This window comes from Streptomyces cahuitamycinicus, assembly GCF_002891435.1.
Classification (GTDB): domain Bacteria; phylum Actinomycetota; class Actinomycetes; order Streptomycetales; family Streptomycetaceae; genus Streptomyces; species Streptomyces cahuitamycinicus.
In genome coordinates, this window is record NZ_POUC01000013.1 from 1 (window position 1) to 25,786 (window position 25,786).

Genomic DNA, 25,786 nt, shown 5'->3' on the forward strand with positions numbered 1-25,786 from the left:
GCCCCTGCCCCTGCCCCGGACAGCGTTGCCGCTCTCGCGGGCGAGCCGATCGACTGGGACAGGATCCGGGCAGCTGTCGCCCTCGCAGAGGCCCGGCGGGGACAGTCCCCGGCCTCTTCCGGTCCGGGTGCCCCGTCTGTCCAGCTGATGGGTGAGATCACCCGCCGGGTGGCGGTGCGGCACAAGAGCGGCAGGAAAGCGGACACTCGTGCACCGGTCGGCCGCATTCAGCTGCCGGAGCAGCAGTTGTGAAGATGCGCCGAGTCGGGCCCGCTGGGGAGACTCGTGTGGGTTAGTCCGGACGCCGGCGGCGTGCGGGTTCCGCATGGTCCAGGAGGTACGCCCCAATGAGGTCTCTCGTACGAGCGGTGCTGCGCAGCTCGCTGCATCAGATCCGCCATGTCGACGCCGTCCCGCCGGGCAGGGCGCAGGGACAGGTGGCTCAGGTGTACGCGCAGGCCGAGCGCGATTTCGGTGTGCTGGCGCCGCCCTTGGCCCTGCACTCCCCCGCCCCCGCCGTGCTCGCCGCGAGCTGGCTGCTGCTGCGTGAAACTCTGCTGGTCGAGGGCGTGGTGAGCCGCGCAGCGAAGGAGGTCGTCGCCACGGAGGTCTCCCGCGCCAACTCCTGCCCGTACTGTGTCGACGTCCACCAAGCCGCGGCCGAGACCCTTACTGCCGCGCCCCAGGGGGAGCACGCCGACCTGGCCGACTGGGCTCGCACCTGTCGGCCGTCGCCCGGCCCGACGCAGGAGTGCGGCCCGCCGCCGTTCACTGCCCTTGAGGCTCCCGAACTCTGCGGCGTGGCCGTCACGTTCCACTACCTCAACCGAATGGTCAGCGTCTTCCTCGCTGACTCACCCGTGCCGGCGCAGGCCCCCGACCTGGCACGCGGCCCGATACTGCGCACGGTTGCCCGGAGCATGACCGCCGCCTCCGGCCGTCCGCTGGCGCCCGGTGCCGCGCTCGAGCTGCTCCCGTCGGCGCAGCTTCCGGCCGGTCTGGAGTGGGCCGAGGGCAACCCGGCCGTCGCGGGCGCCCTCGCCCGGGCCTGTCATGCTGTGAACAGGTCGGCGGCCTGGGTCCCCGAACAGGTGCGGCAGCGGGTGTACAACCGGTTCGCCCTGTGGAACGGGGCGCCGGCGGGTCCCACCGCGGGATGGTTCGAGGATGCCGTCATCGGCCTGCCCACCAGCGACCGGCCCACTGCCAAGCTCGCCCTGCTGACGGCGTATGCCCCCTACCGAGTCACCGAAGCCGATGTCTCCGCCTTCCGCGACCGCCACCCGACCGACCGTGAGCTGATCGAGCTCACCTCCTGGGCCGCGATGACGACAGCCCTGCGTATCGGTACATGGCTGCCGCTGCCCGTGCGGGCCCCACGGGCAGTCCCGGAGCCGGCTGACGTGCCTGCCACGCCCCGCGGCCGTTAGCGGCTCCCGGCCCTCACGGCCCGGGCCGTGAGGCGAGTTGCGCGCAGCATTCCCGGCCGATGGCCTTCCGCGTCTCGCCGGGGACGTCTGCGGCTCTTTCATGGCGCGGCACCGAGGGCTGGTGACTCCGGCGTCGCACAGGACGGCCCAGTCCTACCGCCTTCCGCGTACTCGCCCGTACCAGCCGTGCGGCTGTCCCAGCCGGCACAACGGGGACACCGGCTCAGGCACCGGGGAGCGCGGCCCGCACTGCGCGACGCGCCGGGGCGAGCGGGCAGTCATCGCGTGGTGCCGCCCCTGCGGCATCCCGGCTGACCCGTCCCGGCAGTACGCTCCGCAGAGCGACACCAGTTCCCGGACGGCGACCAGTGCCTCGGCCAGCAGGGGGGCGTACGGGCGCAGCAGCCAGGGCCGGCCGGCGAAAAGGTCGGCGTGGGCCTCGGCCGCGCAGGACGGCAGCCGGGCCGCCAGGGGATGCCCCGGGACGTGGCCGAGGAGGTCGCAGCCGCGCAGCATGGCCTCCGTCCGGATCCGCTCGTCGGATCCGGCGACATCGGTGTAGACGCGGCCGAGGCTGCTGACCTGGGCCGCGTACAGGACGTCGACAAGGTCACTGTCCGGGACGGCGACGACCACGAGGTCGGCGGCCGGCAGGTCTTGTGTGAGGCCCGTCCCGGCTCCCCTGCTCCGGGCCTCGGCCAGTGCTCGGGAGTCGGGATCGTCGAGAGCCACGGATACTCCGGAACGGGTCAGCGCGAGCGCTATGGAGGTACCGACGGGGCCGCAGCCGATCACGGTGACCCGGTTCAGGGCACTGGGGGTCATGAGTCCTCCTCACGGTACTAGTGGCCTGGGGCGACGGACGGCTCGCCGGCCCACATCCGCCGCCCAGCGCCCGGGGGAGGTCAGGCCGGGGTCGGGGCGAACTGACCGGGCTTGCGGCCCTCGCCCGCAGGGCCGCGGTAGGCCTGGGCAATGTCCAGCCATCGATCGGCATCCTCACCGGTCGCGGTCAGTGCGAGGTCGTCGCGGTGCCTGCGCCGGGTCACGAGCAGACAGAAGTCGTGCGCAGGCCCGCTCACCGTCTGGCGGGCTTCCTCGGGCCCGATGGTCCACACCTGCCCCGCAGGTGAGGTGAGTTCGAAGCGGAAAGGCTCGGCGGGCGGGGTCAGGCCGCGGGACTGGTAGCCGAAGTCACGCGTCAGGTAGGCGAAGAAGGCCAGGTGGCGCAGCCGCTCGGTGGGCAGGCGAGGCACCCCGAGGGCATCGGCGATGTCCTGGCCGTGCGCAAACAGCTCCATGATTCCGGCACTGGCCAGCACAGCCGGCGGCAGCGGGTTGACCAGCCACGGCACAACCTGCCCTTCGGGCACGCCGGCCAGCGCCCGCACGGAGGCCTGACCCTCGGCTCGGAAGCGGCCGATGAGTTCGCGGGGCGGGAGCCCGTTGTACTGTGCGAGGGCCGCGTTGACGGCTCCGTCGAAGTCGCGTGCGGCCCCTGCCGCCATGGCCTTGAAGGTCTCCGGCTCCGCGGCGGCGGTCTTCGCCAGCGTGAAGATGAAGGTCAGATGGGCGATCTGGTCGGCGACGTCCCAGCCGGCGGCCGGGGTCGGGGTGTGCCACGCGGCGTCGTCGATGTTTTCGACCAGTTGGGCGACTTCGTCGATGTCGGCGGTCAGGGCCGCGAGTACGTCGTTCAGGCTGGACATACGTTGCTCCTCACGAAACGGGTGTTCAGGGACTGCACAGTGTGTGACGGGACCGCGCCACGGGAGTTGTCCGAAGCAACTCAGCAGGCCCGATGGAAGCGTCGGTCACGCCGCCGACTGTCCCGCCAGCGTCCGGATGCCGGCCGAGTACGGTTCGAGGGCCCGGGCCAGCGCGTCCGGTATCAGGGACGGCACAGTCGCGGTGTTCGGCCCGCGCATGCACGCGACCCGCTGCCTGCCCCGGGCGACCAGGACCTCACCGCCGTCCTCGCCCACCTTGACGTAGTCGAACGAGAACTCCAGTTGTGTCTGGCCCAGTTCGGAGAGCCGCATCCGGATCGAGAGCTCGTCGAAGGCGGTGATCTCGGAGAAGAACTCACAGTCCACCTTCAGGGTGAAGAGCTTGAGGTCCTTCTGCACCTCGGCAAGGACTGCCGGTGCCTTCTCCTTCAGAAACAGCTCACGGCACCGCCCCTGCCAGCGCAGGTAGTTCACGTAGTAGACGTTGCCGACGAGGTTGGTCTCCTCGAAGCCGACGGTGTGGCGGTACTCGAAGTAGTCGGTCATGCTCTTCGACCTTCTCTCAGCTGTCGGGATGATGGTCCGGCTTCTTGAAGCAACTCACTTGTCCGGCTGACGTGCCGAACGGCACGGGTCTGAGCCGTCCTGCCGCGCGGCGCCCCTACCGGCGAGCCAGGGAGGGCAGCAGGGGCAGGACGCTCTTGCGGCCGCCGCGCGAACCGTCGGGTGCCGGGGCGCCGTAACTGACGGCGACCCCCTTGTCCCGGGCCGCCTGAACGATGCCCGGCACCGCGCGCTCGGCGAGTGCCGCGATGGTCATGGCGGGGTTGACGGTCAGCGCACCGGGGACGGCGGAGCCGTCGGTGACAAAGATCCCGGGGTGGCCGCGCAGCTCGTTGCGGTCATCGAGGGCGGAAGTGTGCGGGTCGTCTCCCATCCTGCAGGAGGCGAGCGGGTGGACGGTGTACGCACCCACCAGATCGTTGGTCCACGGCATCACCTCGGCCAGGCCGTCCTTCTCCAGGATTTCCTTGACCTCGGCGTCGGACTGCTCCCAGGCACGGATCGTGGTCTTCGCCGGGCTGTAGCTCAGGTTGCCGCGGCCCAGCATCTGCTGGGAGATGCGGTGGGCGTTGCCCGTCGCCGGCGGCGGTCCGAAGACCCCTTCGTTGTCGTCCTCGATCATCGTGAAGATCGTCAGCCAGGACTTCCAGCGCCGAAGTAGCTCCTTCTTCCCGGTACCGAACCATGAGGGCCCGGTGGCGTCGGGTACCTGGGCGAGGATCGTGCCCAGGCCCGGCGGGAAGTAAAGCTGCTCCAGTGAATAGCGGGAGTACTCGGGCAAGCTCCCATCGAGCCGGTCCCAGTTGGCCACGGTGGGACCCTTGCCGATGTGGTTGGCGGCGTAGGCCACTCCGTCGCCGCGGTCGAGGCCCAGCAGCTCGGCCGCCTTGTCCTCGTTGATGACCGCGGTGTTGAGGCGCTCGCCGTTGCCGGAGAAGTATCGGCCGACCGACCTCGGCATGATGCCGAGGGTCGCCTCGCTGCGCTGCAGGATGACCGGAGTGGCGGCGGCACCCGCGGCGATGACGACGATCTTCGCCTCGATGACCCCGTTGCCGTTGTGGATGCGGTAGTCCTCGTCGTGCACGACGTTGTAGTGCACGCGGTAGTCGCCGTCCGGGGTTCGGGATATGTGCTGCACCTCGTGCAGGGGCCTGATCTCGGCGCCGTGGGCCAGGGCGGCCGGAAGATAATTGACGAGAAGAGACTGCTTGGCCTCGAAGCGACAACCGGCCATCATCCAGTTGCAGTTGACGCACTTGGAATTGTCGACGGCCACGGGCAGCGGATTGGCGGTGCGGCCCGTGTGGTCGCAGGCTGCCGCCCACAGCCCGCCCGCGTAACTGACGTCACTCCACTCCTGCTTGGTGATGGAGAGCGACTCGGCGACCCGGTCGTACCAGGGATCCAGGGTGCCGCGGCTGATCGCCGCAGGCCACATCCGGCGGCCGATGGAGCCGTGCCGGTCGAAGATGAAACGGGGCGCCCGGGGCATGGCCGCGAAGTAGACGACGCTGCCACCGCCGACGCAGTTGCCGCCGAGCACGCTCATCCCGTTGCCGACCACGAAGTCGAAGGCGCGGGTGTAGGACGAACCGAGCTTGTAGTCGTGCTCGAATTCACTGCTCTCAAGCCAGGGCCCCCGCTCCAGAACGGTGACCTTGGCACCGCCGGCCGCCAGATGGTAAGCGGTGATCGCACCACCGAAGCCACTGCCGACAACCAGGACGTCCGTATGTTCGACGGCGCTGCTCATGCGGGGCTCCCGGTGGGCGTGGTGTCGGGGTGGGGGTCGGCGAGGGCACGGCCGTAACCGAAGTCTTCGAAGCGCCACAGGCCGTCGGCGTCGGGACTCGGGATGCCCATGGCCACGAGTCCGGGGTGGCCGTCCGCCAGCGCCTGGGCCGTGTGCAGATGGGCGGCCGAGTCGAAGGCCATGTTGCAGAACAGTGCGAGCAGCACCCAGAACTCCTTCTCCGGATGCCCCGGCGTCGTCAACCGCTGGATCAGCGACGCACGGTGCTCGTAGGCGAGTGCCACGAACGGGGGCACCGTCGGGTCGAGGCGCAAGGCCTGTTCCGCGGCGTAGGCCTCGGCGTGTGCGTTGACGCGCCGGGCCAAGTCCTCGAGGCCGTCGTGGATGCCGGTGGCGTCCCACTGCAGCAGCTCGAGCGCGCCGGCCTGGACCGCGCCACCGCCCGTGGCGACGCCGGCGATCGCCCGGTCTCCGGGGCCGCGCTTGGCACCGGGAATGATGGTGTCCGCATAGGCCTCAAGGGTCATTGTGACGTTCTCGCCAAGAGGCGTCTGGAGATATTTGCCGTCCTGCAACTCGTCCTCCATCGACGTCTATCGGAGTGGGCGCCCTTCGGCGTGACAGGGAAGCTATGGCGCATCACTGCGTTCAGGCAACCGCGTTAGGCCGAAGACAAACTCTCCAGAGTGGGTCCTACTGAGCAACCGACTCCCCTAAGTCGGCGTATCTCGGCCCTCTCATTCCCGCCGCATCGTGGGGCATCGCTACGCTCCCGACCGGATGCACTCCCGATCCACCCGCAATTGTCCTTCGTCAGTGGCACGGCGGCACGTACGCGGTAGTGCCATCGGTTTCATGTGTGGGGGAAGCATGAACGGTTCTGAGCATTCCATCGCCCCATCGACGGATCCAGTTCGCCACATCCATATCGATGCACTGGTTCCTGCGGATTCTCCGCGCTTGAACGGAATCGACACGAATCATGTGCACAGGCTGGCTGACATCTACCCGTGCCTGCCCCCGGTTCTTGTGCACCGCCCCACCATGCGCGTGGTGGACGGTATGCATCGCATAGGAGCCGCCGCGCTCCGCGGTCTTACCTCCGTCGCGGTCCACTTCTTCGACGGCACCGAAGAGGAGGTCTTCCTGCGGTCGGTCTCGGCGAACACGTCCCACGGACTGCCGCTGTCCCTGGCCGACCGAAAGGCGGCCGCGCAGCGCATCCTCGATTCGCACCCGAGTCTCTCGGACCGTGCCGTCGCTGGATACGTGGGCCTCGACGCGAAGACCGTGGCGGCCCTCCGTCAGTGTTCAGCCGCGGATTCTCCGCCGCTGAACGCCCGGATGGGTGCCGACGGGCGTGTGTATCCGCTCGACCGCACAGCGGAGCGTATGCACGCCGCCGAGCTCCTGACCAGGGATCCCAGCCTTCCGCTGCGCACCGTCGTCAAGGAGACGGGGCTGTCCCTCGGGACCGCGCACGACGTACGGCAGAGGCTGCTGCGGGGAGATCGGCCAGTCCCCGAGAGCCGACCGGGCCGAGCACGTCCGGCCGGTGCGGGCGGCGCCCGCACCGGCGATCCGGCCAAAGCCGCGAGTTCCCCCGCGGGCGCTGACGCCCCGGGGACGCCGCGCGCCCGCCCGTCGGCCCACCAGCTGAGGACGCCCCGTTCCCGCGGCGCGCTCGATGCGCTGCGCAGGCTTGCCGCTGATCCCTCCCTGCGTCACTCGGACTCGGGCCGGGACTTCATTCGATGGATTCACGTCCACTTCGTCATGGACGAGGCCTGGCGAAAGCGTCTGGACACGATTCCACCGCACTGCACGGAGTCAGTGGCGGAGCTTGCCCAGGAATGCGCCGACTCCTGGCGCAGGTTCGCGGATGAGCTTTCCAGGAAGCGCCACGTGGCTCTGCCGGTCCACCCGGAGATGAGAGCAACTCGGCCATCTCGACATTGACGCCTATCAACCACGGGAGAGACCGTGAACTCGACCACGACGGAGCACGCCATCCGCAAGGTTGTCGAATACATGCGCATCAACCTCGGGAATGACTTGACGATCGACGACATGGCGCGCACGGCGATGTTCAGCAAGTTTCACTTCACCCGGATATTCAAGGACGCGACAGGCATATCGCCAGGTCGGTTCCTCTCGGCGCTCCGGCTGCAGGAGGCCAAACGCCTCCTGGTGCGCACCGATTTCAGTGTCGCCGACATCAGCAGTCAGGTCGGCTACAGCAGTGTCGGCACCTTCAGTTCACGGTTCAAGGAGTGTGTCGGCATTCCCCCGAGCGAGTTCCGCGACCGCAGGGGCATCATGCGGGAGATTCCCAGAGCGGCTGCGATGGCAAGCCTCAGCGATGTGGCACAGCGCCGTTCGCTGCGCGGCCGGGTCGTCCGTACACCGGGAAGCGCGCCGGGCCCCATCTTCGTTGGGCTCTTTCCCAGCTGTGTTCCGCAGGGCCGGCCGGTGCGTTTCACTGGGCTGGAGGAACCTGGCGTCTTCGAGCTGGCAGACGTTCCGCCCGGCAGCTGGTACGTCCTGGCGCATTCGGCCCCCGACGCCGCGCTCGACCGCCCGGACGTGGCCGCGTCCGACGAGTTGTACGTCGGACGGCACGGCCCGGTCACGGTGCACGCCGGCACGCTCGTCATGCCACTGCAGATCGTGTTGCGTCCCCGGGACGCCCTGGATCCGCCGGTGCTCCTCGCCCTGCACGACATGCGCGCGGAGCATCCGGCGTCCGTCTGACGGACGGTGGGTTGCGGGGCGGTTCGTCAGCCGGCCGGGTGGACGGTCATCGGTAGCCCACCGCGCATCCGTAGCGACAGCATCGGTTCCGCCACCGCGTCGTGCCCCGGTACCGGACGCAGGGTGAGGTCCCGGGTGACGATGGCGGTGACGAATACGGCCTCCATCATGCCGAGGTTGCTGCCTACGCAGAACCGTGGTCCCGCCCCGAAGGGGAGATAGGCGTACCGCGGCCGGTTCGCCACCCGCGGCGGGTCGAAGCGTCCCGGATCGAAGCGCTCCGGGTCGTCCCACAGGTCCGGGTTGCGGTGCAGAACGTAGGGGCAGACCAGCACATCAGCCTTGGCCGATACGGTGTACCCGCCTACCTCGTCCACCTGTTGGGCGATCCGGGGCAGGACCCACACCGGCGGATACAACCGCATGGCCTCCTGGACGACCTTGGTGGTGTACGTCAGCTTGTGCAGGTCTTCGACCCGGGGCATGCCGTCTCCCAGGACGGTCATGGCTTCCTCGCGGACCAGGTCGCGGACCTGCGGATGCCCGGCCAGCAGGTGGAAGGTCCAGCCGAGGGTACTGGCCGTGGTCTCGTGCCCGGCGAGCAGCAGCGTGATCAGCTCGTTCTGTAGCTTCCTTCGCGCTGCGCGCACATCGCCCTCGCGGTCGGCGGCCATGATGATCCGGGCCAGCGCGTCGTCGGGCACCTCGTCGTCGGCCAACCGCGCGGCACGATCCGCCACCAAGTGATCGACCACACGGCGCAGTTCCCTGCGGGCCCTGCGGAAGCGCAGTTCGCCGGGCAGGGGAAGCAGGCTGGGCACCATGCCCTGGGTGACCATCTCGAACATGGCCTGGTCCTGGACTTCTTCGAAGGCATGCGCCACCGAGTCGTACGCGCCGAGATCGCTGTCGAGGAGCGTACGGCCGAGCACCCCGAGGGTGAGCCCGGTGACCTGCTCCAGGACATCCACGGGACCAGCCGACTCGTGGTTGCGCAGTACGGAGACCAGCTTCGTGGCCTCCTCCGCCACGGCGTTCGCCTGCTCGGCGATGCGACCCGGCTTGAAGGCGGGCTGGAGGGTCTTGCGCTGGGCGCGCCAGACCTCGCCGTCGCTGGTGAGAAGGCCTTCACCGAGGGCGCGCTTGGCCTGCACGAGTCCGATGCCCTTGTGGTAATTGGCGCTGTTGTCGGCGAGGACGTGCTTGGCGTAGTCGGGGCGGTTGAAGATGTAGAGCTTCTTGGGGCCCATCGAGACGCGGACCGCGTCCCCGAGGGCCGCCGCGTCCCGCATCAGGCCGAGCCGGTCGACGGCGAGCTTCTTCAGCAGCCCCGGCAGCGCCCTCAGCGGCGGTCCGGGCGGATAATTCTTCTTCATCACGGCTGCCTGCTCTCGCGGTGTTCAGCCGCCAGTCGCCGGAATTGGCCCCGGTGGAAGAGCAGCGGATCCTGTCCCGGCCACTGCGTGGCGGTGTGTATCTCGCCCAGGAACACGCAGTGGTCTCCTGCCTCGTAGACCCGCCACTTGGCGCACTCGAGGTGTACCAGGGCTCCTTCGATCAGAGGGGCGCCAGAGGCCGGGCCGGTCCGCCACTCGACAGCGTCGAACTGGCCGATGCCGGCGGGGCGGGAGTGGTCGGCGAAATGGCGTGCCACGGCTTCCTGTCCTGACCCGAGGACCGACACCGCGAACGTGTCGCAGAGTTCCAGTCTGCGGCGCATGACCGCGTCGTTGTTGACACAGACCAGCAGCAGCGGGGGGGCCAGGGAGACGGATGTGAACGAATTGGCCGTCATCCCCCGGGGGGCGTCCCCGCCCACCGTCACCACGGTGACGCCGGTGGGGAACTCCCCCAGAACGCCGCGGAGCCGACGTCGGTCCCCGACGTCGACGGGGTCGGCGGCGGGCGCGCTCAGTGTGCTCATGACTGCCTCCCGGCGAGGGGACGTACAGAGTCCGCATAGGGTGCCAGCGCATCGGCCAACGCGTCGGGGACGGGTGCGGGGGCATGCCGCGGGCCGCTTATGCAGGCGATCCGTTGGCTGCCGTGGGCGACCAGCATCTCGCCCAAATCAGTCACCTTCACATAGTCGAAGGCGAGATCGATCTGGGTGGCGCGAACTTCGAGCACCCGCATCCTGATCGAGAGCCGGTCGAGGGCCGTGACGTCCGCGAGGAGGTCGCAGTCCACTTTCAGCGTGAACAGGCTGGGTCTGTCCGCCTCGCCGGTGAGAGCTTCGCGCATCCGTTGGCGCAAGAACTGCTCCCGGCACTGTCCCTGCCAGACCAGGTAGTTGACATAGTCCGCGACGCCGCTGAGGTCGGTCTCCGCGAAGGCGACAGTGTGCCGGTACTCGAAGTAGCCGCCCATCGCTAGGACCGCCCCCCGAAGTCGGTGGCGCCTTCGACCAGGAAGGCGAGGACGGCTGGTTCCACCGCGTGGCGCAGAGTGGTGGCGAACGTCGCGATGCGCAGGTCGCCTGCCCCGAGAACAACCCAGTTGTCGTCACGGTGGTGTCTGAGGGTGAGGGGCGCCCCGGCCGTGATCCCGGCCTTCTTGAGACACTCGACGGCGCTCCACACCCGTGTGGCGGCGGTGTCCGGGGCCTCCCCCATCTCCTTGGCGAGCAGCGCCGCGAGCGGGGTGTGTTCCCCGAGCAGTCCCTGCCATTCGGCCGTGCCGCGGATGTTGACGGCTTCGATGTCGCAGGCGACCTTGCCCTCAGCGACGACCGCGAGGGTCACGCCCAGCCCGTGCGCCGCCGACATCGGGCGGCCGTTGTCGAGTTCAGGCCTGCCATCGGGCCGGTAGCGCACTGCGGCGGGCGTGCCGAGGGCCCGCTGGACCCCGGCGGCAGTGCCCGCTCGGCGCTCGGCGACGCTCCCATGGGCGATGGCCGGGCCGGCGGGGGCGGCCTCTGCGAGCCGGTCCGGTTCGACCGCGACATCGAAGTGCGTGCCGAGCACGTCCTCCAGCATCCGCTCCAGATAGGAGCCGAGCAGCGCCGGGACCCACGGTCCGGAGCCGTCCGTCCTGCGCACGGCGTGCAGGGTAAGGCCTTCCCAGCGTTCGACAACGGTGCCGTCGTCCGTCCGTACCGCGATGTCGTACACGTAGGTGTTCCCGTCGCGGTAGCGCTCGGTTGCGCTGTAGCGCAGCTCCCCCGTTGGGAGGGTGCCCGCACCGAGCGGGTACAGCCGGTCGATCCCGGACGGCAGCAGTGTGGCATCGGGTACGCATACCTGGTTGCCGTGCATCAGCGCGTCGCGCATGCCGGGGTCGGCAAGCAGCAGCGTGCTCGGCAGGTAGGGCGCGAACCAGCCTGTGGGGGCAGCGAGTTCGACATCCGCGTCCACGTGTCGGGCCGCGGCCCGGTGGAAGCGGCGCAGACGCTGGAAGCGCTTGCCCTGGAACAGGACGCCGCCGTACAGGTCCGACGCCGGGTCCAGCGGGGCCTCGGGGACCCCCGGCGGCACCTGAGAAGGCGGCCCGTCGGGGATGGCGCTGGGCGTGTAACGCAGCGTGGCTCTGAAGTGTTCGGCGACGAAGCCGGTTTCCTCGGCGTGGATCGTCACGGCTACGGTGGCGGGGCCCGTCACGGTTGCGGCGACCCGGACGCGGGTGGTGCCGTTCGGCGGCACCACAATGGGCCGCAGGAACTGGGCTCCCTCGATCACCGGGACGCCGTGCCAGCCGGTAGCGGCGAACGCGACCTGGGCCATCCCTTCCATGCCGACCACGGCGGGCAGGAGCAGGTTGCCGTCCAGGAGGTGGTCGGCAAGGTAGGGGTCGGTGCCGGCGTTCAGTTCGACCTCGGTGACCAGTTCGACGCCGTGGTAGCGGATGAGCGGGGTGCCGGCGAACCGCAGCAGCGGCAGCGGCGGCAGATCGCGGCGTATGGTCTCGATGCCTTCTGTCCGACCGCTGATGACGGCGGTCACCGGCGCGTCCGGGTCGTTGATCAGCCGCAGCAGGATCTCGACGCCCTGGTCGGGAGAGACAGGGGTGATGCCTTCGCGGGCCAGCGACTCGACGACGGAGAGCTTCTCGCCCATGCCGACGCCGGACCACACCGACCACTCCATACACACGGTGCGGCACTGCGGCCTCCTGCGGGCGACCTCTTCGGTGAGGTGGGCCAGCCACTCGTTGGAGGTCGCGTAGTGTGCCTCGCCGCGCAGCCCGGCCCGGCCGATGATGCTGCCGAAGGTGACGAGGAGCTTGAGGCTGTCCTCTCCGACGGCGTCCAGGACAGCACGCAGACCGTCGACCTTGGGCGCGAAGGTACGTCGGACGGCGTCCATTCCGAGGCTGTGGATGGCCTCGGGTTCGTTGCGTCCGGCCCCGTGCAGCAGGGCGGTGACGGGTCCGAGTTCTGCGGTGAGTTCGGCGACCGCGGCGCGCACCCGCTGCGGGTCGGTGACGTCAGCCGCGGCGTAGCGCACGGTCACCCCGCTGTCGGACATGCGCTTGAGGTTGGCGGCGAGGTCGGCGTCCTCGGTGGGGTCTGAGCGGCCGAGCACAGCCAGCTTGGTACCGCTGTCCTTGGCTACAGCGAGGGCGCACTCCGCGGTGATGCCCTTGCCGCCGCCGGTGACGAGAAGCACGTCGGACGTGCCGAGGACGCGGTCGGTGCGGTGGGGGTCCACCGGCAGGGCACGCAGGGTCGGTACCCGGCGCACGCCGCCCGCGTCGTAGTGCGCCTCGGTGAACCGCGTGGTCGCGGCGACCTCGGACACCACCTGCTGGACGGCCTCCTGCGAGACGGGGGTGTGGACGATGGTCGTCCTCAGGTGCGGCGCCTCGAGGTGGAGGGTCTTGGCGAGGCCCGCCGCCCCTCGGCCGGCCTGGACCAGCACGAAGCGGCGCTGGTGGTCGCCCGCCAGGGCGTCCTTGGCTCCGTCCAGCGCCTGCTCGATGTGCTCCTGCGGACAGTTCGGCTGCAGGCAGACCAGGACACCGGAACCGACCTGGGCACCTTCCAGAGCCTTCTTCAAGTCCTGGGCGAACGGATGGGCGGCGTCGGCGAAGAGCTGCCAGGTGCCACTCTGCTGCCCGGCGGCGGCCGGGCCGACCGGCACCTCGTCGAGGTCGATGGCGAAGGCTCGGGCCCAGGGGGCCGCGCCCGCCACGACCGGCGCGGCGCTGTTGTCCGCCGGTCCCTGTTCCGCCAGTGACTGGAGGGCTTCGGCCAGTTGCTGCAGCGTCGCGGTGGCGAAGTTGGTGGGTACCTGGGCTGCGGCGAGGCCGAGCTTCGTGGCGGCCTGGTTGACGATCTGGCCGACCGTGATCGAGCTCATGTGCAGATCGTCGAGAAGGTTGCTGTCGTCATCGACGAGCTCGGGCGGCAGTTCGGCGCGCTCGGCGATGAGCGCGCGCAGCACCTCGATGGCCTGCTGCCCCGCTGCGTCGCCCGAGGCGACGGTACTCTCGTCGGCGGCGGTGGCATCGGCGGTGCCCTGCGGCCGTATGCCGGCCGCCGCGGGGAGGTCGACCCGTGGAGCCTGCTCGCAGGGGCTGGCCAGGAAGCTGGCTTCGACGCCGATCTCCAGCGGCCGGGTCAACCGGTCCTGGAACAGCCGCTCGTGGATCACCGGGGCCCCGATGACATAGGCGGCGCCGACGACTTGGAGCAGTCCGCGCAGCGACTCGTCGTCGGTGTCGAGCGCGAGGGCCGGTACACCGGTGGCAGCGGCCGTGAGAGCGCTGAGTACCCGTCCAGGGCCCACCTCGACGAACAGGTCGACGTCGGCGGCCGCCACCTGGACGGCCTGCGTGAACAGCACCGGTTCGGTGATCTGCTGCCGCAGCGTCTTTGACAGGTCCACGTCCGCAGCGAGTTCCGCTCCGGTTACCGTGGAGATGACGCGGCGGTCCACGTGCGCGAAGGCGGTCCCTGCGAGCCACTCCCCGAAGGTGTCGGCGGCCGGAGCGACCAGTGGCGAGTGAAAGGCGTGGGAAACTGCCAGGCGGGCGCAACCGACGCCGGCCGCGGCGGCCTTCGCCGCGACGGCCTCTATGTCGGCGACGGGTCCGGCCACGACGGTCTGCGCGGGGCCGTTGTATCCGGCGATGACGACGGGCAGTCCGTCGGCCAGCGCAGCTGCCTTGTGATGGTCTGTGGCGAGCGAGGCCATCGTGCCCGAGGCGGCGTGCTCTGCCATGGCGCGGCCACGCACCCTGGCCGCCTGAAGGAGAGTGCCGGCGTCCATGGCGCCGGCCCAGTGCAGGGCGGAGAGTTCACCGAGGCTGTGGCCGACGGCGAGGTCCGCCTCCACGCCGAGGGAGTCCAGGACGCGCAGGCCCGCGCTCGATCCGGTGACAATGCGCGGCTGGGCCACATCAGTCGCCACCATGTCGCCGGTGACGGGCAGCCCGGCTCTGTCGTAGATCTCCGCGGCCTTGGTGAAGCGGCGGCGCAGGGCACCGCCGCCGGTGCCCTGGCCAGAGCCCTGACCGGGGAAGAGAAAGCCGATCCGGGCACCCTCGTCGGCCAAGCCGAGGAAAGCGCGGCCGTCGGGCGCGAACAGCGAGGTGGTACCCGCGGCCACTGCGTCGGTCAGATGGCGCAGGCGGCTCTCGGCGTCCTCGGGCGAGGAGGCGACCACGGCCGCGCGGTAGGGCAGCTCGCGCAGCTCACGCTGCAGGGTGGCCGCCAGGTCCGCGAGCTGGGCGTAGGACACCCGGGCAACGAAGTCAGCGACCTGGACGAGCCGTTCGCTCAGCGCCTCGGGCGATTCACCGTCAAGGAGCAGCAGTTCGACGTCCTGCAGGGAGGCGGCCAGAGTGGTGGCGCGCCGGCTGGGTGCGTTGCGCCGCTTGGCCACGGGCTTGTCGAGGACGACATGGGTGTTGATCCCGCCGAAGCCCATGGCGGTGATGCCCGCACGCAGCGGCGCGTCGTCCGGCCAGGGCTCGGCCTTGCGCAGCACCCGCAGATTCGCCTGCTCGTCGGTGAGCAGTTCGTGCGGGTCGACGCAGCCGATGGCAGGCGGCAGCATCGTCGAGTCCACGGCCATGGCGGCCTTGATCAGACCGGCGACACCGGCGGCTGCCTTGGTGTGACCGATCATTCCCTTGATGGAACTGATGGCGGCCACCGGTGCATGGGGGTCGGCCTCGGCGCGGGCACCCATGATCGCCTTGAGCTCGGTGGCGTCGCCGACGGCGGTGCCGGTGCCGTGGCCCTCGAAGAGGGGAACGGTCTCGATACCGAACCCGGCCCGCTCGTAGGCGCGCTTGAGAGCCAGCTGGTAGCCGCTGACCTCGGGGCGGGTGATGCCGCCCTGCCCGTCGGAGGCGATACCCCAGCCGGCGACGCTCGCGTAAATGCGATGGCCGCCTGCGAGGGCGTCCTCCTCGCGCATGAGCACGATCATGCCGCAGCCTTCGCCCGGCCAGAAACCGTTGGAACCTCGGTCGTACAGGCGCATCTCCTTTTTGGCGAGCGCGCCCGTCTTGGCGAAGCCGATGATCTCGAACGGGTCGATGGACAGGTCGACACCGCCCGCGATGGCCACATCGAGGTCGCCGCTGAGCAGCGAGCCGGCGGCGGTGGTGACCGAGAGCAGCGAAGAGGAGCAGGCGCCGTCGACTGTGTAGCCGCCGCCGTTGAGATCGAAGTGGTTGCAGATCCGCCCGGCGATGGTGTTGGACAGGCCCCCCGCGAGGGTGTCCTCGTCGACCGCGGGGAACGGCTGCTTGTAGGCGCTCTCGACCTCCTGGAGGAAGTCGGCCAGTTTCTCGTCCTCCCAGTCCTGCCCCTTGAGGGCGGCGGCCAGCACTCTGCGTACGTAGGGCCAGCGCAGCCGCATCCCATTGGCACGGGAGAACTCTCCGGTGAGCGTGTTGCCCACCACCACGCCGGTACGTTCCCTGGGCAGGCCCTCGGCCACCGGGAAGCCGGCGTCGGCCAGCGCGGCGGTAGCGGTGTCGAGCGCGAGCCAGTGGGTGAGATCGGTCGACCTGTAGGTGCTGCCGGCGATCCTGTGCGCGATGCGGTCGAACTCGTAGCCCTCCAGGACAGCGGCGTTGCGGGCGTAGAACCGGTCGGGGACCGTGGGGTCCGGGTCCCAGTAGTCGTCCAGGCGCATCCGCACGTCGGGGATCCGGCGGAAGGCGCGCCTTCCGGCCACCGCGTTCTCCCACAGTTCGCGTGGGGTGGCGGCATCGGGATAGCGGCAAGCCATGCCGACGATGGCGATTCTGCTCATGCGGACACCGCCACCTTCTTCTCACTCGCCGGCTGCTCACCCGCGGGCTTGTCGATGACGGCCGGCAGCGGTCCGGCGGGCCGTGCGGGGTTCACCTGAGCGGTCTGCTCCGCCCGCTTCTGGAGGTAGTCCAGTCCCCACAGGTAGCCGCCGCGGATCAGGCAGACCAACGCCGTGGCGAAGAAGATGCCGTACGCGATGCCGAGGGCCGTCAGCAGGCCGTACATCGCCGCGACACCGCCGCCGAAGGCGATCTGGGAAGTGCGCTTGGAGGGCGACGTACCGGGGTCGGTGACCATGTAGTTCGTGAACAGCACGAAGGCCACACCGGTCATCATGCCGAGCGCCGCGGGGATGGCGGTACCCATCACGAGGCCTCGGATGACGGCCTGCAGGACGAAGCCGATCAGCCACGCGCCGATCAGCCACATGCGGCCGGTCAACTTCGCGTTGAGCAGCGTGCCGAGGACGATGATGATCGCCGGAAGGACCCAGTCGGCGGGGCCGTAGAGGTACTCGGTGAAGTGGTATGGCGGGGCGATGCTGGCCCACGGGAAGAGCACCAGGATGATCGCGATGCCGAAATTCGACGGGTTCATGAAGTGCCGCATACGGCCCTTGAGCGGGGCGCGCAGTACCCACTTGGTGCCGACGGCGACGATGACTCCGAACACCATGACCCAGACGCGGTCGTTGACGTAGGTGAGCATGTTCACCGCGAGGCCGGTGATGTGTGCGGGGTAGAGGAACTCCATGACTCCGCGGCCGCCGTTGCCGGCGAAGCGGGGCTTGCGACCGTCCACCTGGGCGCTGATGGCCTCGAGGCCCATTTCCACCGTGTAGGCGGTGAACACGGCGATGAATGGCCACAGCCAGGGCTGTTCGAAACCGAGCACCGTGTAGCCGGCGATGTTGAGGACCGTGATCGAGATGGCGAATCGGCGAAGAGCGGTGATCACTTTCGCGTCATGCCGTGGGGCGCCGGGCGGCTGTTTGGTGGTCACGGTCACTTCTCCTTGGCGTTCGTGCCGAGCTGGAGCGAGTGCCAGCCAGGGCTCAGCTGAAGATCCTGGTTGCGTACCTTGCCGTTCCGGTCCCGCCAGGTCAGATGGACTTGGACCGGTCCGTCGGCCTGTGCGCCCAGGCCGACGTGCACGTCGGCGCTGCGCTTGCCGGAATGGCCGCCGCCGCCGTCGACACGGCCCAGGCGGGTGCTGCCGTCGGAAAGCGTCACCGTGGCCTGCGCTCCGATGACGGGCGAGCCGGCCGCGTCGGTGAGTTTCAAACCGAGGTAGTCTCCGGCCTTTTTGCTCGTGTTGCAGTAGAAGACGGGCTCACCCCACTGGCGGGCCACGGCCATGTCCAAGCGGCCGTCGCCGTCAGCGTCACCGGTGGCGATGCCCCGGGTGGGGATCGGGACGGCCAGGCCGAGCTGCTGGGACAGGTTGCTGTAGGCGTCGTCCTCGTTCTTGACGAAGAAGCGCAGGAACTGATCGCCCGCCAGGTCATCGCCCTCTCGCATGTTGGGCCACCACAGCGGGTCCTTGACCAGTGCGTCGTTGGAGGTGGCCAGTTCCTGCAGCTGCGGCCACCGGTTGGTCTTGCCCTTGACGAAGCCGGTGGCCTGGGTGATCTCCTGGTCGCCGTTGTTGTCGAAGTCGCCCATCTTCACGTCCCAGCCCCAGCCGGACCAGGCGAGGTTCAGCGGGGCACTCTTGTCCTTGAAGGGTGCCTCGCCGTCGCGGAGCTTCGCGCGCAGGTCGGCCTTGTCCCGGGCGGAGTCGATGAAGGCGAAGTTGGACTCCTGGATGCCGAACGAGGTGGTGATGTTGGAGACGAACGCGTCGTAGAGGCCGTCATTGTCGAGATCGCCGAAGTCGACGCCCATGCCCTTGAAGGAACTGCGGCCCATCTCCTTGGACTTGGGGACAGTCGCGGTGTGCCGGGCCTTGACCTCGGCGAACTCGATCTTGCCGGGGCGGGACTTGTTGTAGAGGAGTGCGGAGGTCCCGAAGTCGTGCGCGAGATACATCTCGGGCCGTTGGTCACCGTCGAGGTCATTGGCGGAGGCGCCGAGCGTCCATCCGTTGTCGATGTCCTTGGGAAGGACGCCCTCGGCCTTCTTGTAGCCCTGCTCGGTCCAGCGGAAGAAGTGGCCGCCGCCCCCGTTCTGGGCGTGCGACAGTGAGTCGTTCATGGTGACGCCGCCGTCCTCGGCGGGATCCAGGACGGGGCTGTCGGGGAAGTAGTTGCCGATGAAAATGTCGTTGTGTCCGTCCCCGTCGAAGTCGGCGACGGCGGCGGCGTTGGAGTTCCACAGCGGGCCGGTGTAGATGCTTCCGGCGTTGCCCTCGATCAGCTCGATGGGCTCGAAGGTGTCGGCGCCAAGCTCGGCCGGCTTCTTCGCGTCGGCCTTCTTGGCCTGGAAGATGACGGGCGTACGGCCCCAGTAGTAGACGAGGAGGTCGGTGGCGCCGTCCTCGTTGTAGTCGCCGGGGACACAGCCCATCGGGGCCATCGTCTTGCTCACCGGCAGCGGGGCGGGGTCGAGCACGAACGGCTCGTACGTCTCGCTCTGGCGGCCCGGCACCGGGGCGGGGGTGACGGCGACCTGGTCGATGCGCGGGTCCGTCACACACAGGTCGTTGGGCAGCGTGTCGCCGTCGATGTCGTTCATGGCGACAGCGGCGCCGACCGAGGATATCCAGGCCTCGATGTGCTTGTACGCCTGGTTCACGTCTCGCACGGTCTGCTGCTTGAATCCGCCCGGCATGGATATGGACATCGGTTCGAAGGCGAAGTTGCTCGCCAGCCGGTCATTCTCAGCCGCAGACGACGAAGGCAGCTTTACCGCGTAGAAAGTGCTCACCATAAGAACGAGAGCAACAACTCCGGGCGCCTGCTTGAGCAGCCAGGTACGTGGGTGTGTCATGCGATGGCACCTTTCTGCACGAGCGGGAAAGGAGTGATGGTGGCAGCGATCTGCTGCCGCCAGATCTCGAATGCCGGGGTGTCGCCCCCGTCGCAGGTTGCGGGCCTCAGGTCTGTGCACACCCGGGCGGCAGCTTCGGGGGTGCGACCGCCACACAGGACGCGGGCCGCGAGGTGGGTGTGGGCGGTCGTCGTCCCGGCCTTCTCCCGTGCCTCGGCGGCAAAGGCGGCGCCTTGCGCCAGTTGGGGCTGGTGCTTGCCTGCGTGCTCGGCGAACCGGCGAAGCTCGTCCTCGTCGGCGCTGCCCGCGTAGGTGGAGGCGAGTCCCGCGCCGGCGTACAGGTCGCCGTGGCGATGCTCGGGGTAGGCGGAGATAAGGCCGGCGACCACATCCGGGGCTGTGCCGCCGACGAACCACAATGCGCGGCCGATGCCCTGGTCGATGACCCGCGCGCTGTACGCGGCCGAGCCCCCGTCCCAGGTGAAGGGGTGCTCGCGGTGCGGATCGCGGACATAGTCGTCAGTGCGGAAGTACGCCTGGTGGAAGCCGTATCCGTCCAGGATCAGCCACCGCAGCACCGGGTCGGTCCCGGTGACATCGGGCCACAGGAAGCGCGGCAGCCGGGCCATCGCCCAGCCGATGCCGACGTAGACCATGTAGATGTGGTGCTGCCCCTGGCCGTTGAGTAGCCCAGTCAGCCGCTTGGTGCTGCCCGTCAGCGAGTCGAGCATGACGGCGCCCATGCCGGCGCCCTCGTAGGCGAAGCCCCGGTAAGCGCTGGGCACGGTCTCCAGCCACTGTTCGGCCTCAGCTGCCGAGCGCGCTTCCACCGCGTAGGCGTAACCCTTGAGGAAGGTCGCCCCGACAGTTTCCAGCTGTTGCTTCGCCTCCGGGCCTTTCACATGGAATCCGCGTGTTTCCAGCTGCGTTTCCCGAAGGTGGGGTGTGAGGAGTCTGCGCCTCAGCGCACGCAAGATGGACACGTAATAAACCGCCCCTCGTATTAATTTCCCTGCGCTTCCCGTGGCTGAAATTTGAATCTATCCAAGGGCCCTGCAGGGGCGTCTACTTCAGAAGTGCTCAAGCGGTTTTACGGGCATCTGGTCGCGCACTGCCCTGCGCCAGAGTTCATAGGCCGGCGTGCTGCTCGTGGGGACCGCTGCATCGGCGCAGTCATCGGCGAGTGCGGCGGCCGACTCGACGGTGATCCCGGCCAGTGCGAGCGTGGCGGCGCGGGTGTGGTCAGGCACGGTGTTCGAGAAGTGGCGGGCCTTTGCCGCGAACACAGATCCCTGGGCCAGATGGTCGCGGTGCTCCCCGGCGGTGACACGCAGCGTGGCCAGATCGCCGGGGGTGGAGGAGCCTGCGAAGGTGGCGGCCAGTCCGACACCGGACCACAGGTCTGGATGGCGTCGCGCAGCGAATCTGCCGACGCCGGCGGCGACATGCTCGACACGGGCGCCGTGGATGAACCACAGGGCACGGCCGATGCCCTGGTCGAAGGCACGCGCGAAGTACTCCGGGTCCCCCTCCCAGGCGTAGGGCTTGGGCAAGCGCTGCTGGTCGACCCAGCGGGCAGTGTCGAAGTAGGCGCGGTCGAAGCCGTAGCCGTCGACGGCCAGCCAGCTCATCTGCGGGTAGTACCTGGCGCCGTCGAGGTCGGGCATGACCTTCTTCCACAGGAGCCTGGGCAGGCGCGCCATGGCGAAGCCGATGCCGATGTAGTTGAGGAAGATGTGCCGCCGCCCGGCTCCCTGCAGAAGTTCCCCGGTGCGGCTGCCGCGGCCGGGGCCCATCGCGTCACGGATGACACAGGCCATGGTCGCGCCCTCGTAGGCGAAACCCCGCACCTCCGCGTCCACCATGGACAGCCTGTGCTCGGTCTCCCAGAGGTCGCGGGCTTCGATGCCCCACTCGAATCCACAGACGACAGCCTGCGGGATGGCTTCGAGCTGCCGGGTGGCCGCCGTCTCGGTGACCGGGAAACCGCGCTCAGCGAAGGTGACGTCGCTCAAGGACGGGGCCATGAGCAGTCTGCGCAAAGCGCCCGATGCGGTTGCCACGCTGTGCCTCCTCTCGTGACCACCAAGGGGGTGGTGGCGGAGGCTCATAGTCCGAGCGCGGTGAAGCGAGGGGCATCTTCGGTCGTGCGCAGTCCCTCGGGGAGGCCTGTGTTCGCGGGCCGAGGGCCGGTCAGTTCACCGGAGCGGGCGCACCACGACCTCTTCGTCGTGCACGGGGCGGTCGCACCTGTCGCACCTGAGGTGGACGTGCACGTGCCCGTCACAGCCCATCTGCTCGGCTCTTCGCGGAGGGCCTTGTTCCGTGGGCAGGTTCCGGCCGCCCCACTCCATCAAGGCAATGACGGTGCGAGTCAGATCGCGGCCCGTGCGGGTGAGCGGGTACTCGTGACGGACTGGCTTGTCCTGGTAGGAAACCCGCTCCATGATGCCCATCTCGACCAGTCGGCTGAGCCGCACGGTGAGTACGTTGCGGGCGATATTCAGATGACTCACGAAGCCGTCGAACCGTTTGACCCCCAGCAGCGCCGAGCGGACGATCAGCAGGTCCAGCGGTCCCCGATCACTTCGAGAGACCGGGCGAGGTTGCAGTCCTGTCCTTCGTGTGTCCGTGGCAACATGCCGTCACCGTGGCGCCGTTGAGTTGCGTCAAAGGACTCACTTGCCCCGGAACCTCAACTGCGCATGTAAGGAGAAGACCCTGCGGAGGCCGACTGCTGGGATGGGCGCCTGGACTTGAACTACGGAGGTTACCAATGTCAGTCGGCACGGCAGCGCCATACCGGATCCGAGGCGGCATCGACAGCCTCAACAGTAGGCTGCACAAGACCGGCTTGAGGGTCTTTCTCGTCATTGTCCTGGCCCACTGGGCGGAGCACCTCACCCAGGCAGTTCAGATCTACGCCATGGGCTGGCCGGTGCCCGAGGCAAGAGGCGTCCTCGGGATCCCGTTCCCCTGGCTGGTCACCTCGGAGTGGATGCACTACGGCTACGCACTGGTCATGCTCGTCGGATTCATCCTGCTGCGACCGGGGTTCAGCGGCACCTCACGCATCTGGTGGAACATCACCCTCGGCGTCCAGGTCTGGCACCACTTCGAGCACCTCCTGCTGCTCATCCAAGCGCTCTCCGGAGCGTATCTGGCCGGCCGCGCCGTCCCCACGAGCATCATTCAGCTGCTCGCGCCGCGGGTAGAACTGCACCTGTTCTACAACGCACTGGTCACCCTGCCCATGGTGATCGCCATGGTGGTGCACACCCGTACGGACGACGCGGCAGCGCGCTGCACCTGCGCGGTGCGGGCATGAACGGCGTGAAGGCCCGTTGAACGGCGTGAGGACCAGGAGGCCATCGGGCTTCGTGTCCCTTTTGCTGCTCATGACGGCGTGTCTCCTGCTGGGGATGTCGCTGCCCAATCTGGGTAACGCGATGCGCGCGGCGACAGCCGACGGGGTCAAGGGGAAGTTCACCGCTGGGGAGCTGTCCTGCATACGGCATCCGGGACATGAGACGTGCGAGTGGATTGGCTCGTTCCGCTCCGCCGACGGCATGCTCGTGCGCGAGTCCATCAGGCTGTACGGAAGCGGCCGCGACTCGCTGGAGGTGGGCCAGGAGATCGCGGCCCTGGACATCGGGAGCCCGGGGCGGGTCTACAGCTCCGGAACATCCCGCGAGTGGGTCTTCACGGGCATACTGCTCCTCGGCGGTTACGGCATCCTCGCCCTGTTGGCCAAGCGCCACCTGATGCCTCCGCCACGTACTGCCCCGAGGAGCGGTCCTGCAACAGCTTGACGGCGCCGGGTGGAGAGGGCAACTGCGCCCGGCGTCCCGCTGCCCTGTCCTGTCGTAGGTTTCCCGGCCCCGGCCGCAGACCGGATTTGCTGATACCCCGACAGTGCCCCTCGCTCGGCGGGCGAGCACATGGAAGAGCCTCGCCCTTGTGCTGCGGGGGATTGAGCACAAGAGCGAGGCAGACAGGGACCGCTGTGCGCGGATCAGGCCACCTGGTAGGCCCGAGTGGGCTCCACGGGCATCGTGGCCCGGAGCTGACTGTAGGCATGCGCGGCGGAGACCAGGGTCATGTGGTGGTGCCAGCCAGGGAAGGAACGGCCTTCGAAATCGAGCAGACCGAAGTCGTGCTCCAGCGTCTGCACGGTCCTGCGCGCCCGCTGCTGTAGACGGGTCAGTGCCAGCAACTGCTCTGCGCGGCCGTTCAGCATGTTGGTCAGCCAGATGCGGTCAGAGCGGCGCCCCGCCATGTGGCGCAACGCGAACAACCTGTAGGTGGGGGAAGGCATCTGGCGGGCGAAGCTGCTGTCGGGCAGGCGCACCAGCCCGGTCGTCAGAGAGGTGTTGCCCAGGCGTCCGTCCCCCACGGCCACGGTGTCCAGCCTGAGGTGGCTGTTGTGCTTCAGCTCGAAGAACCGTTGAGCGTCCATGGCCGCCGGCAGGTTTCGCGTGTAGGCGGACTGCGCGGACGACGCGCCGCCCGGAACCACTCGCATGCGGCCGGGCACCGCGACGACGAAGTTGCAGCCGCTTGCGCTGAGGCCTCGGACGAGTCCGACGACACCGGCGTACGCGCTCAGGTCTGCGACCAGGGGGCATGGGCTGAGGCTCGTGCTCTCGGTGAGCGCGTCGACGAGGTCGAGGGCGTGCTGCTCGATGGTGCGTGGGAGGACGTCGACAGGTATGCGAGCCCGCATGCGTCGATGTTCGTCTTTGAGCCACGCTCCAGGCAGTAACAGCCGCCAGTCGACTGGCACCGCGTCTGACTGTGTCGCCAGGAAAGCCCCTATGCCCACTTGGCAGTTGACCGAACGGCCCGATGCCGGGACGAAGCGGCGATGCACGCCGCAGGAGTGGTCCCCCCGCTTGCGAAGCACCGCCACGTCGAGGATCCACGCCTTGGGGTCCAGCCGTTGCTCGGCCCACCGCATCAGTTCCCCTCGGGGAGGGCCCCACTCCCACGGACTGGCGTTGACGAACTGGTGCATGGACTGGGACGCGGTGGGCGAGTCGGAGACGGCGGCGGCGAGACGGCGCACCGACTTCTTTCCCTCGGTGCGGAGCAGACCAGTCAGGTAGGCCTGAGCCCATTGCCGCTGGTCGATCCGGGGCAGGCTGCTGAAGACCCGCTCGGTGAACGTGAGGAGCGGCGGCTGCGAACGAGTCGGTTCGTGAGCTTGCATGGCACGTCCCTCCCTGGACCGACCTGTGCCGGGTCACACCGAAAAGAATAGCGAACGATTTCTTTTTTTCTACCAGCGGGGACTCCCCGCGGTACGCGGCTGACGCCTCCGCTGCGACTTCGCCATGTAGGAGCCCCGCGCCGGAGGAACGCCAACCGAACCGAATCCGGCTACTTGGACAACTCCCCGTTGCCCAGTTCCTCCTGGCCGGAGCAGGCTGGAACAGCCGCCACCCGCGTCCGGCGACAGATCCCGGCGTCAGCGTGCCGGTCCAGCGGACCGCGCTACGCATCCGCCCCTGGCCATTTCCGGAGAGAACATGGTGAAACAAGAGAGAGCGGCGAAGACTCGCAGCACCCTCGTGCTCGCGGCTGCCGAGCAGTTCGACCGCGATGGCTATGCGGGCACGTCGCTGGCGCAGATCAGCAAGGCGGCGGGAATATCTCTGGGCGCCTTGACCTTCCACTTCTCCAGCAAGGGCGACTTGGCGGACGCCGTGGAGACCGCCGGCCGGGCCACGACACACGATGCTCTGACAACGCTCGGACAGCGTGCCTGTTCAGCACTGCAACAGGTGATCGAGCTGACCCTCGAACTGGCCCGCCTGCTGGAGGAGGAGGTCACGGTACGGTGCATGGTCCGTCTCGCACGGGAGCGGCAGAGCGGCGAGCAATGGTCTGGCATGTGGCTGCCCCCTGTACGCATACTGCTTCACCAGGCCTACGCGGCAGGTCAGTTGCGTAGGAACGCGGAAGACGTCACAGCATTGGTCGAGCACCTGGTCGCGGGGACGGAGATGCACGTGCGCGAGCGCAGGGAAGGGCACCGCGCGTCGTCCGCGAGCACTGACGTAGCGCTGGAACTCATCTGGGAGCTCGTCCTCTCCGGCGTCTCACCGTCCAACAACTGCACCGGGGTCCTGCCGCAGGCCACGGGTGCAACGGACTGACGATCTCGCTCGTAGGGCGAACAGGTCACGTACTGCGAGCATCGGATGCGGCGGGACCCGGCCTGTCGCCCGAATGAATCGCTGAACTCGGGCCACGGGCCGACCTGTTGTGTCCATGCAAGGGAGAAGCGGCGCTGGGAGCACCCCCGCACCGGCACGGTGGTGGGGGCACCTGGCCGGCTCTCCCCCACCGCAGACACTCCGCGCAGACCCCACGCCTTGCATCGCCACCTGCGCCGGCGCAAC

At 68.8% G+C, this 25,786-nt stretch carries 22 protein-coding genes; 7 read left to right on the forward strand and 15 right to left on the reverse strand.

The window, feature by feature from the left end:
* Both C1J00_RS45855 and C1J00_RS03370 read left to right on the forward strand, forming a co-directional pair.
* Positions 1–252, forward strand: a 252-nt coding sequence (locus tag C1J00_RS45855; RefSeq protein WP_219728315.1) for a hypothetical protein, incomplete at its 5' end; no start/stop codon positions are given.
* 95 nt (positions 253–347) lie between these two features.
* Positions 348–1,430, forward strand: a complete 1,083-nt coding sequence (locus C1J00_RS03370) for a carboxymuconolactone decarboxylase family protein (protein WP_102907532.1) — start codon at positions 348–350, stop codon at positions 1,428–1,430.
* Between the two features lie 153 nt (positions 1,431–1,583).
* Here the strand turns inward: C1J00_RS03370 and C1J00_RS03375 are convergent, their stop codons facing one another.
* The 5 genes from C1J00_RS03375 to C1J00_RS03395 all read right to left on the reverse strand — a co-directional run bounded on the left by C1J00_RS03375 (position 1,584) and on the right by C1J00_RS03395 (position 6,067).
* Positions 1,584–2,255: a prephenate dehydrogenase/arogenate dehydrogenase family protein gene (locus C1J00_RS03375; RefSeq protein WP_102907533.1), complete on the reverse strand. Its 672-nt coding sequence runs from the start codon at positions 2,253–2,255 to the stop codon at positions 1,584–1,586.
* An 80-nt stretch (positions 2,256–2,335) separates the two neighbouring features.
* Positions 2,336–3,139, reverse strand: a complete 804-nt coding sequence (locus C1J00_RS03380) for a TIGR03084 family metal-binding protein (RefSeq protein ID WP_102907534.1) — start codon at positions 3,137–3,139, stop codon at positions 2,336–2,338.
* Between the two features lie 105 nt (positions 3,140–3,244).
* Entirely contained in the window at positions 3,245–3,706 is a 462-nt protein-coding gene (locus C1J00_RS03385; RefSeq protein WP_102907535.1) for an acyl-CoA thioesterase, read from the reverse strand.
* Positions 3,707–3,821: 115 nt separating this feature from the next.
* Positions 3,822–5,480 carry an FAD-dependent oxidoreductase gene (locus tag C1J00_RS03390; RefSeq protein WP_102907536.1) on the reverse strand — a complete coding sequence of 553 codons (1,659 nt, stop codon included), beginning with the start codon at positions 5,478–5,480 and terminating at the stop codon, positions 3,822–3,824.
* Positions 5,477–6,067, reverse strand: a complete 591-nt coding sequence (locus tag C1J00_RS03395; RefSeq protein ID WP_102907537.1) for a DUF5987 family protein — start codon at positions 6,065–6,067, stop codon at positions 5,477–5,479. Before C1J00_RS03395 ends, C1J00_RS03390 begins: the two co-directional genes overlap by 4 nt.
* 283 nt (positions 6,068–6,350) lie before the next feature.
* Between C1J00_RS03395 and C1J00_RS03400 the strand changes: the two genes are divergently transcribed.
* Together C1J00_RS03400 and C1J00_RS03405 are read left to right on the forward strand one after the other, a co-directional pair.
* Complete coding sequence (locus C1J00_RS03400) at positions 6,351–7,439, forward strand: ParB N-terminal domain-containing protein (RefSeq protein ID WP_102907538.1); 1,089 nt, start codon at positions 6,351–6,353, stop codon at positions 7,437–7,439.
* A gap of 24 nt (positions 7,440–7,463) precedes the next feature.
* Positions 7,464–8,234 carry a helix-turn-helix transcriptional regulator gene (locus C1J00_RS03405; protein ID WP_102907539.1) on the forward strand — a complete coding sequence of 257 codons (771 nt, stop codon included), beginning with the start codon at positions 7,464–7,466 and terminating at the stop codon, positions 8,232–8,234.
* Between the two features lie 26 nt (positions 8,235–8,260).
* Here C1J00_RS03405 and C1J00_RS03410 read toward each other — a convergent pair whose 3' ends face one another.
* The 9 genes from C1J00_RS03410 to C1J00_RS03450 form a co-directional block, all read right to left on the reverse strand.
* Positions 8,261–9,610: a cytochrome P450 gene (locus C1J00_RS03410; protein WP_102907540.1), complete on the reverse strand. Its 1,350-nt coding sequence runs from the start codon at positions 9,608–9,610 to the stop codon at positions 8,261–8,263.
* Positions 9,610–10,158 (reverse strand): flavin reductase family protein, encoded by a 549-nt coding sequence (locus C1J00_RS03415; protein WP_102907541.1) that lies wholly within the window; start codon positions 10,156–10,158, stop codon positions 9,610–9,612. Before C1J00_RS03415 ends, C1J00_RS03410 begins: the two co-directional genes overlap by 1 nt.
* Positions 10,155–10,604: an acyl-CoA thioesterase gene (locus C1J00_RS03420; RefSeq protein ID WP_102907542.1), complete on the reverse strand. Its 450-nt coding sequence runs from the start codon at positions 10,602–10,604 to the stop codon at positions 10,155–10,157. The genes C1J00_RS03415 and C1J00_RS03420 overlap by 4 nt, the downstream gene beginning before the upstream one ends.
* A 2-nt stretch (positions 10,605–10,606) precedes the next feature.
* Positions 10,607–16,447, reverse strand: a complete 5,841-nt coding sequence (locus C1J00_RS03425) for a type I polyketide synthase (protein ID WP_102907543.1) — start codon at positions 16,445–16,447, stop codon at positions 10,607–10,609.
* A complete protein-coding gene (locus tag C1J00_RS03430) occupies positions 16,444–17,457 on the reverse strand; it encodes an enediyne biosynthesis protein (RefSeq protein WP_439333378.1) in 1,014 nt (337 codons plus the stop codon). Before C1J00_RS03430 ends, C1J00_RS03425 begins: the two co-directional genes overlap by 4 nt.
* Entirely contained in the window at positions 17,454–19,379 is a 1,926-nt protein-coding gene (locus C1J00_RS03435; RefSeq protein ID WP_180989387.1) for a CRTAC1 family protein, read from the reverse strand. The genes C1J00_RS03430 and C1J00_RS03435 overlap by 4 nt, the downstream gene beginning before the upstream one ends.
* Entirely contained in the window at positions 19,376–20,362 is a 987-nt protein-coding gene (locus C1J00_RS03440) for a DUF1702 family protein (RefSeq protein WP_102907546.1), read from the reverse strand. The genes C1J00_RS03435 and C1J00_RS03440 overlap by 4 nt, the downstream gene beginning before the upstream one ends.
* Positions 20,363–20,449: 87 nt before the next feature.
* The gene (locus C1J00_RS03445; protein WP_219728316.1) at positions 20,450–21,442 is read right to left on the reverse strand and encodes a DUF1702 family protein; all 993 of its coding nucleotides are present in this window, start codon (positions 21,440–21,442) and stop codon (positions 20,450–20,452) included.
* A gap of 135 nt (positions 21,443–21,577) precedes the next feature.
* Entirely contained in the window at positions 21,578–21,895 is a 318-nt protein-coding gene (locus C1J00_RS03450; RefSeq protein WP_245936168.1) for a winged helix-turn-helix transcriptional regulator, read from the reverse strand.
* 338 nt (positions 21,896–22,233) lie between these two features.
* Here C1J00_RS03450 and C1J00_RS03455 point away from each other — a divergent pair, with 338 nt between their 5' ends.
* Both C1J00_RS03455 and C1J00_RS03460 read left to right on the forward strand, forming a co-directional pair.
* Entirely contained in the window at positions 22,234–22,707 is a 474-nt protein-coding gene (locus C1J00_RS03455) for a hypothetical protein (protein WP_245936169.1), read from the forward strand.
* A 70-nt stretch (positions 22,708–22,777) separates the two neighbouring features.
* A complete protein-coding gene (locus C1J00_RS03460; RefSeq protein ID WP_102907567.1) occupies positions 22,778–23,191 on the forward strand; it encodes a hypothetical protein in 414 nt (137 codons plus the stop codon).
* A 203-nt stretch (positions 23,192–23,394) separates the two neighbouring features.
* On the opposite strand, the gene C1J00_RS03465 is transcribed toward C1J00_RS03460, so the two are convergent.
* A complete protein-coding gene (locus tag C1J00_RS03465) occupies positions 23,395–24,591 on the reverse strand; it encodes an IS701 family transposase (RefSeq protein ID WP_102907549.1) in 1,197 nt (398 codons plus the stop codon).
* Positions 24,592–24,910: 319 nt separating this feature from the next.
* Here C1J00_RS03465 and C1J00_RS03470 point away from each other — a divergent pair, with 319 nt between their 5' ends.
* The gene (locus tag C1J00_RS03470; RefSeq protein ID WP_102907550.1) at positions 24,911–25,540 is read left to right on the forward strand and encodes a TetR family transcriptional regulator; all 630 of its coding nucleotides are present in this window, start codon (positions 24,911–24,913) and stop codon (positions 25,538–25,540) included.
* The last annotated feature ends 246 nt before the right edge of the window (positions 25,541–25,786 follow it).

Bases quoted from the DNA above. Each gene is read 5' to 3' on its own strand.
- C1J00_RS03370 (WP_102907532.1), top strand. From the start codon at position 348: ATGAGGTCTCTCGTACGAGCGGTGCTGCGCAGCTCGCTGCATCAGATC.
- C1J00_RS03375 (WP_102907533.1), bottom strand. From the start codon at position 2,255: ATGACCCCCAGTGCCCTGAACCGGGTCACCGTGATCGGCTGCGGCCCC.
- C1J00_RS03380 (WP_102907534.1), bottom strand. From the start codon at position 3,139: ATGTCCAGCCTGAACGACGTACTCGCGGCCCTGACCGCCGACATCGAC.
- C1J00_RS03385 (WP_102907535.1), bottom strand. From the start codon at position 3,706: ATGACCGACTACTTCGAGTACCGCCACACCGTCGGCTTCGAGGAGACC.
- C1J00_RS03390 (WP_102907536.1), bottom strand. From the start codon at position 5,480: ATGAGCAGCGCCGTCGAACATACGGACGTCCTGGTTGTCGGCAGTGGC.
- C1J00_RS03395 (WP_102907537.1), bottom strand. From the start codon at position 6,067: ATGGAGGACGAGTTGCAGGACGGCAAATATCTCCAGACGCCTCTTGGC.
- C1J00_RS03400 (WP_102907538.1), top strand. From the start codon at position 6,351: ATGAACGGTTCTGAGCATTCCATCGCCCCATCGACGGATCCAGTTCGC.
- C1J00_RS03410 (WP_102907540.1), bottom strand. From the start codon at position 9,610: ATGAAGAAGAATTATCCGCCCGGACCGCCGCTGAGGGCGCTGCCGGGG.
- C1J00_RS03415 (WP_102907541.1), bottom strand. From the start codon at position 10,158: ATGAGCACACTGAGCGCGCCCGCCGCCGACCCCGTCGACGTCGGGGAC.
- C1J00_RS03420 (WP_102907542.1), bottom strand. From the start codon at position 10,604: ATGGGCGGCTACTTCGAGTACCGGCACACTGTCGCCTTCGCGGAGACC.
- C1J00_RS03425 (WP_102907543.1), bottom strand. From the start codon at position 16,447: ATGAGCAGAATCGCCATCGTCGGCATGGCTTGCCGCTATCCCGATGCC.
- C1J00_RS03435 (WP_180989387.1), bottom strand. From the start codon at position 19,379: ATGACACACCCACGTACCTGGCTGCTCAAGCAGGCGCCCGGAGTTGTT.
- C1J00_RS03460 (WP_102907567.1), top strand. From the start codon at position 22,778: ATGACGGCGTGTCTCCTGCTGGGGATGTCGCTGCCCAATCTGGGTAAC.
- C1J00_RS03465 (WP_102907549.1), bottom strand. From the start codon at position 24,591: ATGCAAGCTCACGAACCGACTCGTTCGCAGCCGCCGCTCCTCACGTTC.
- C1J00_RS03470 (WP_102907550.1), top strand. From the start codon at position 24,911: ATGGTGAAACAAGAGAGAGCGGCGAAGACTCGCAGCACCCTCGTGCTC.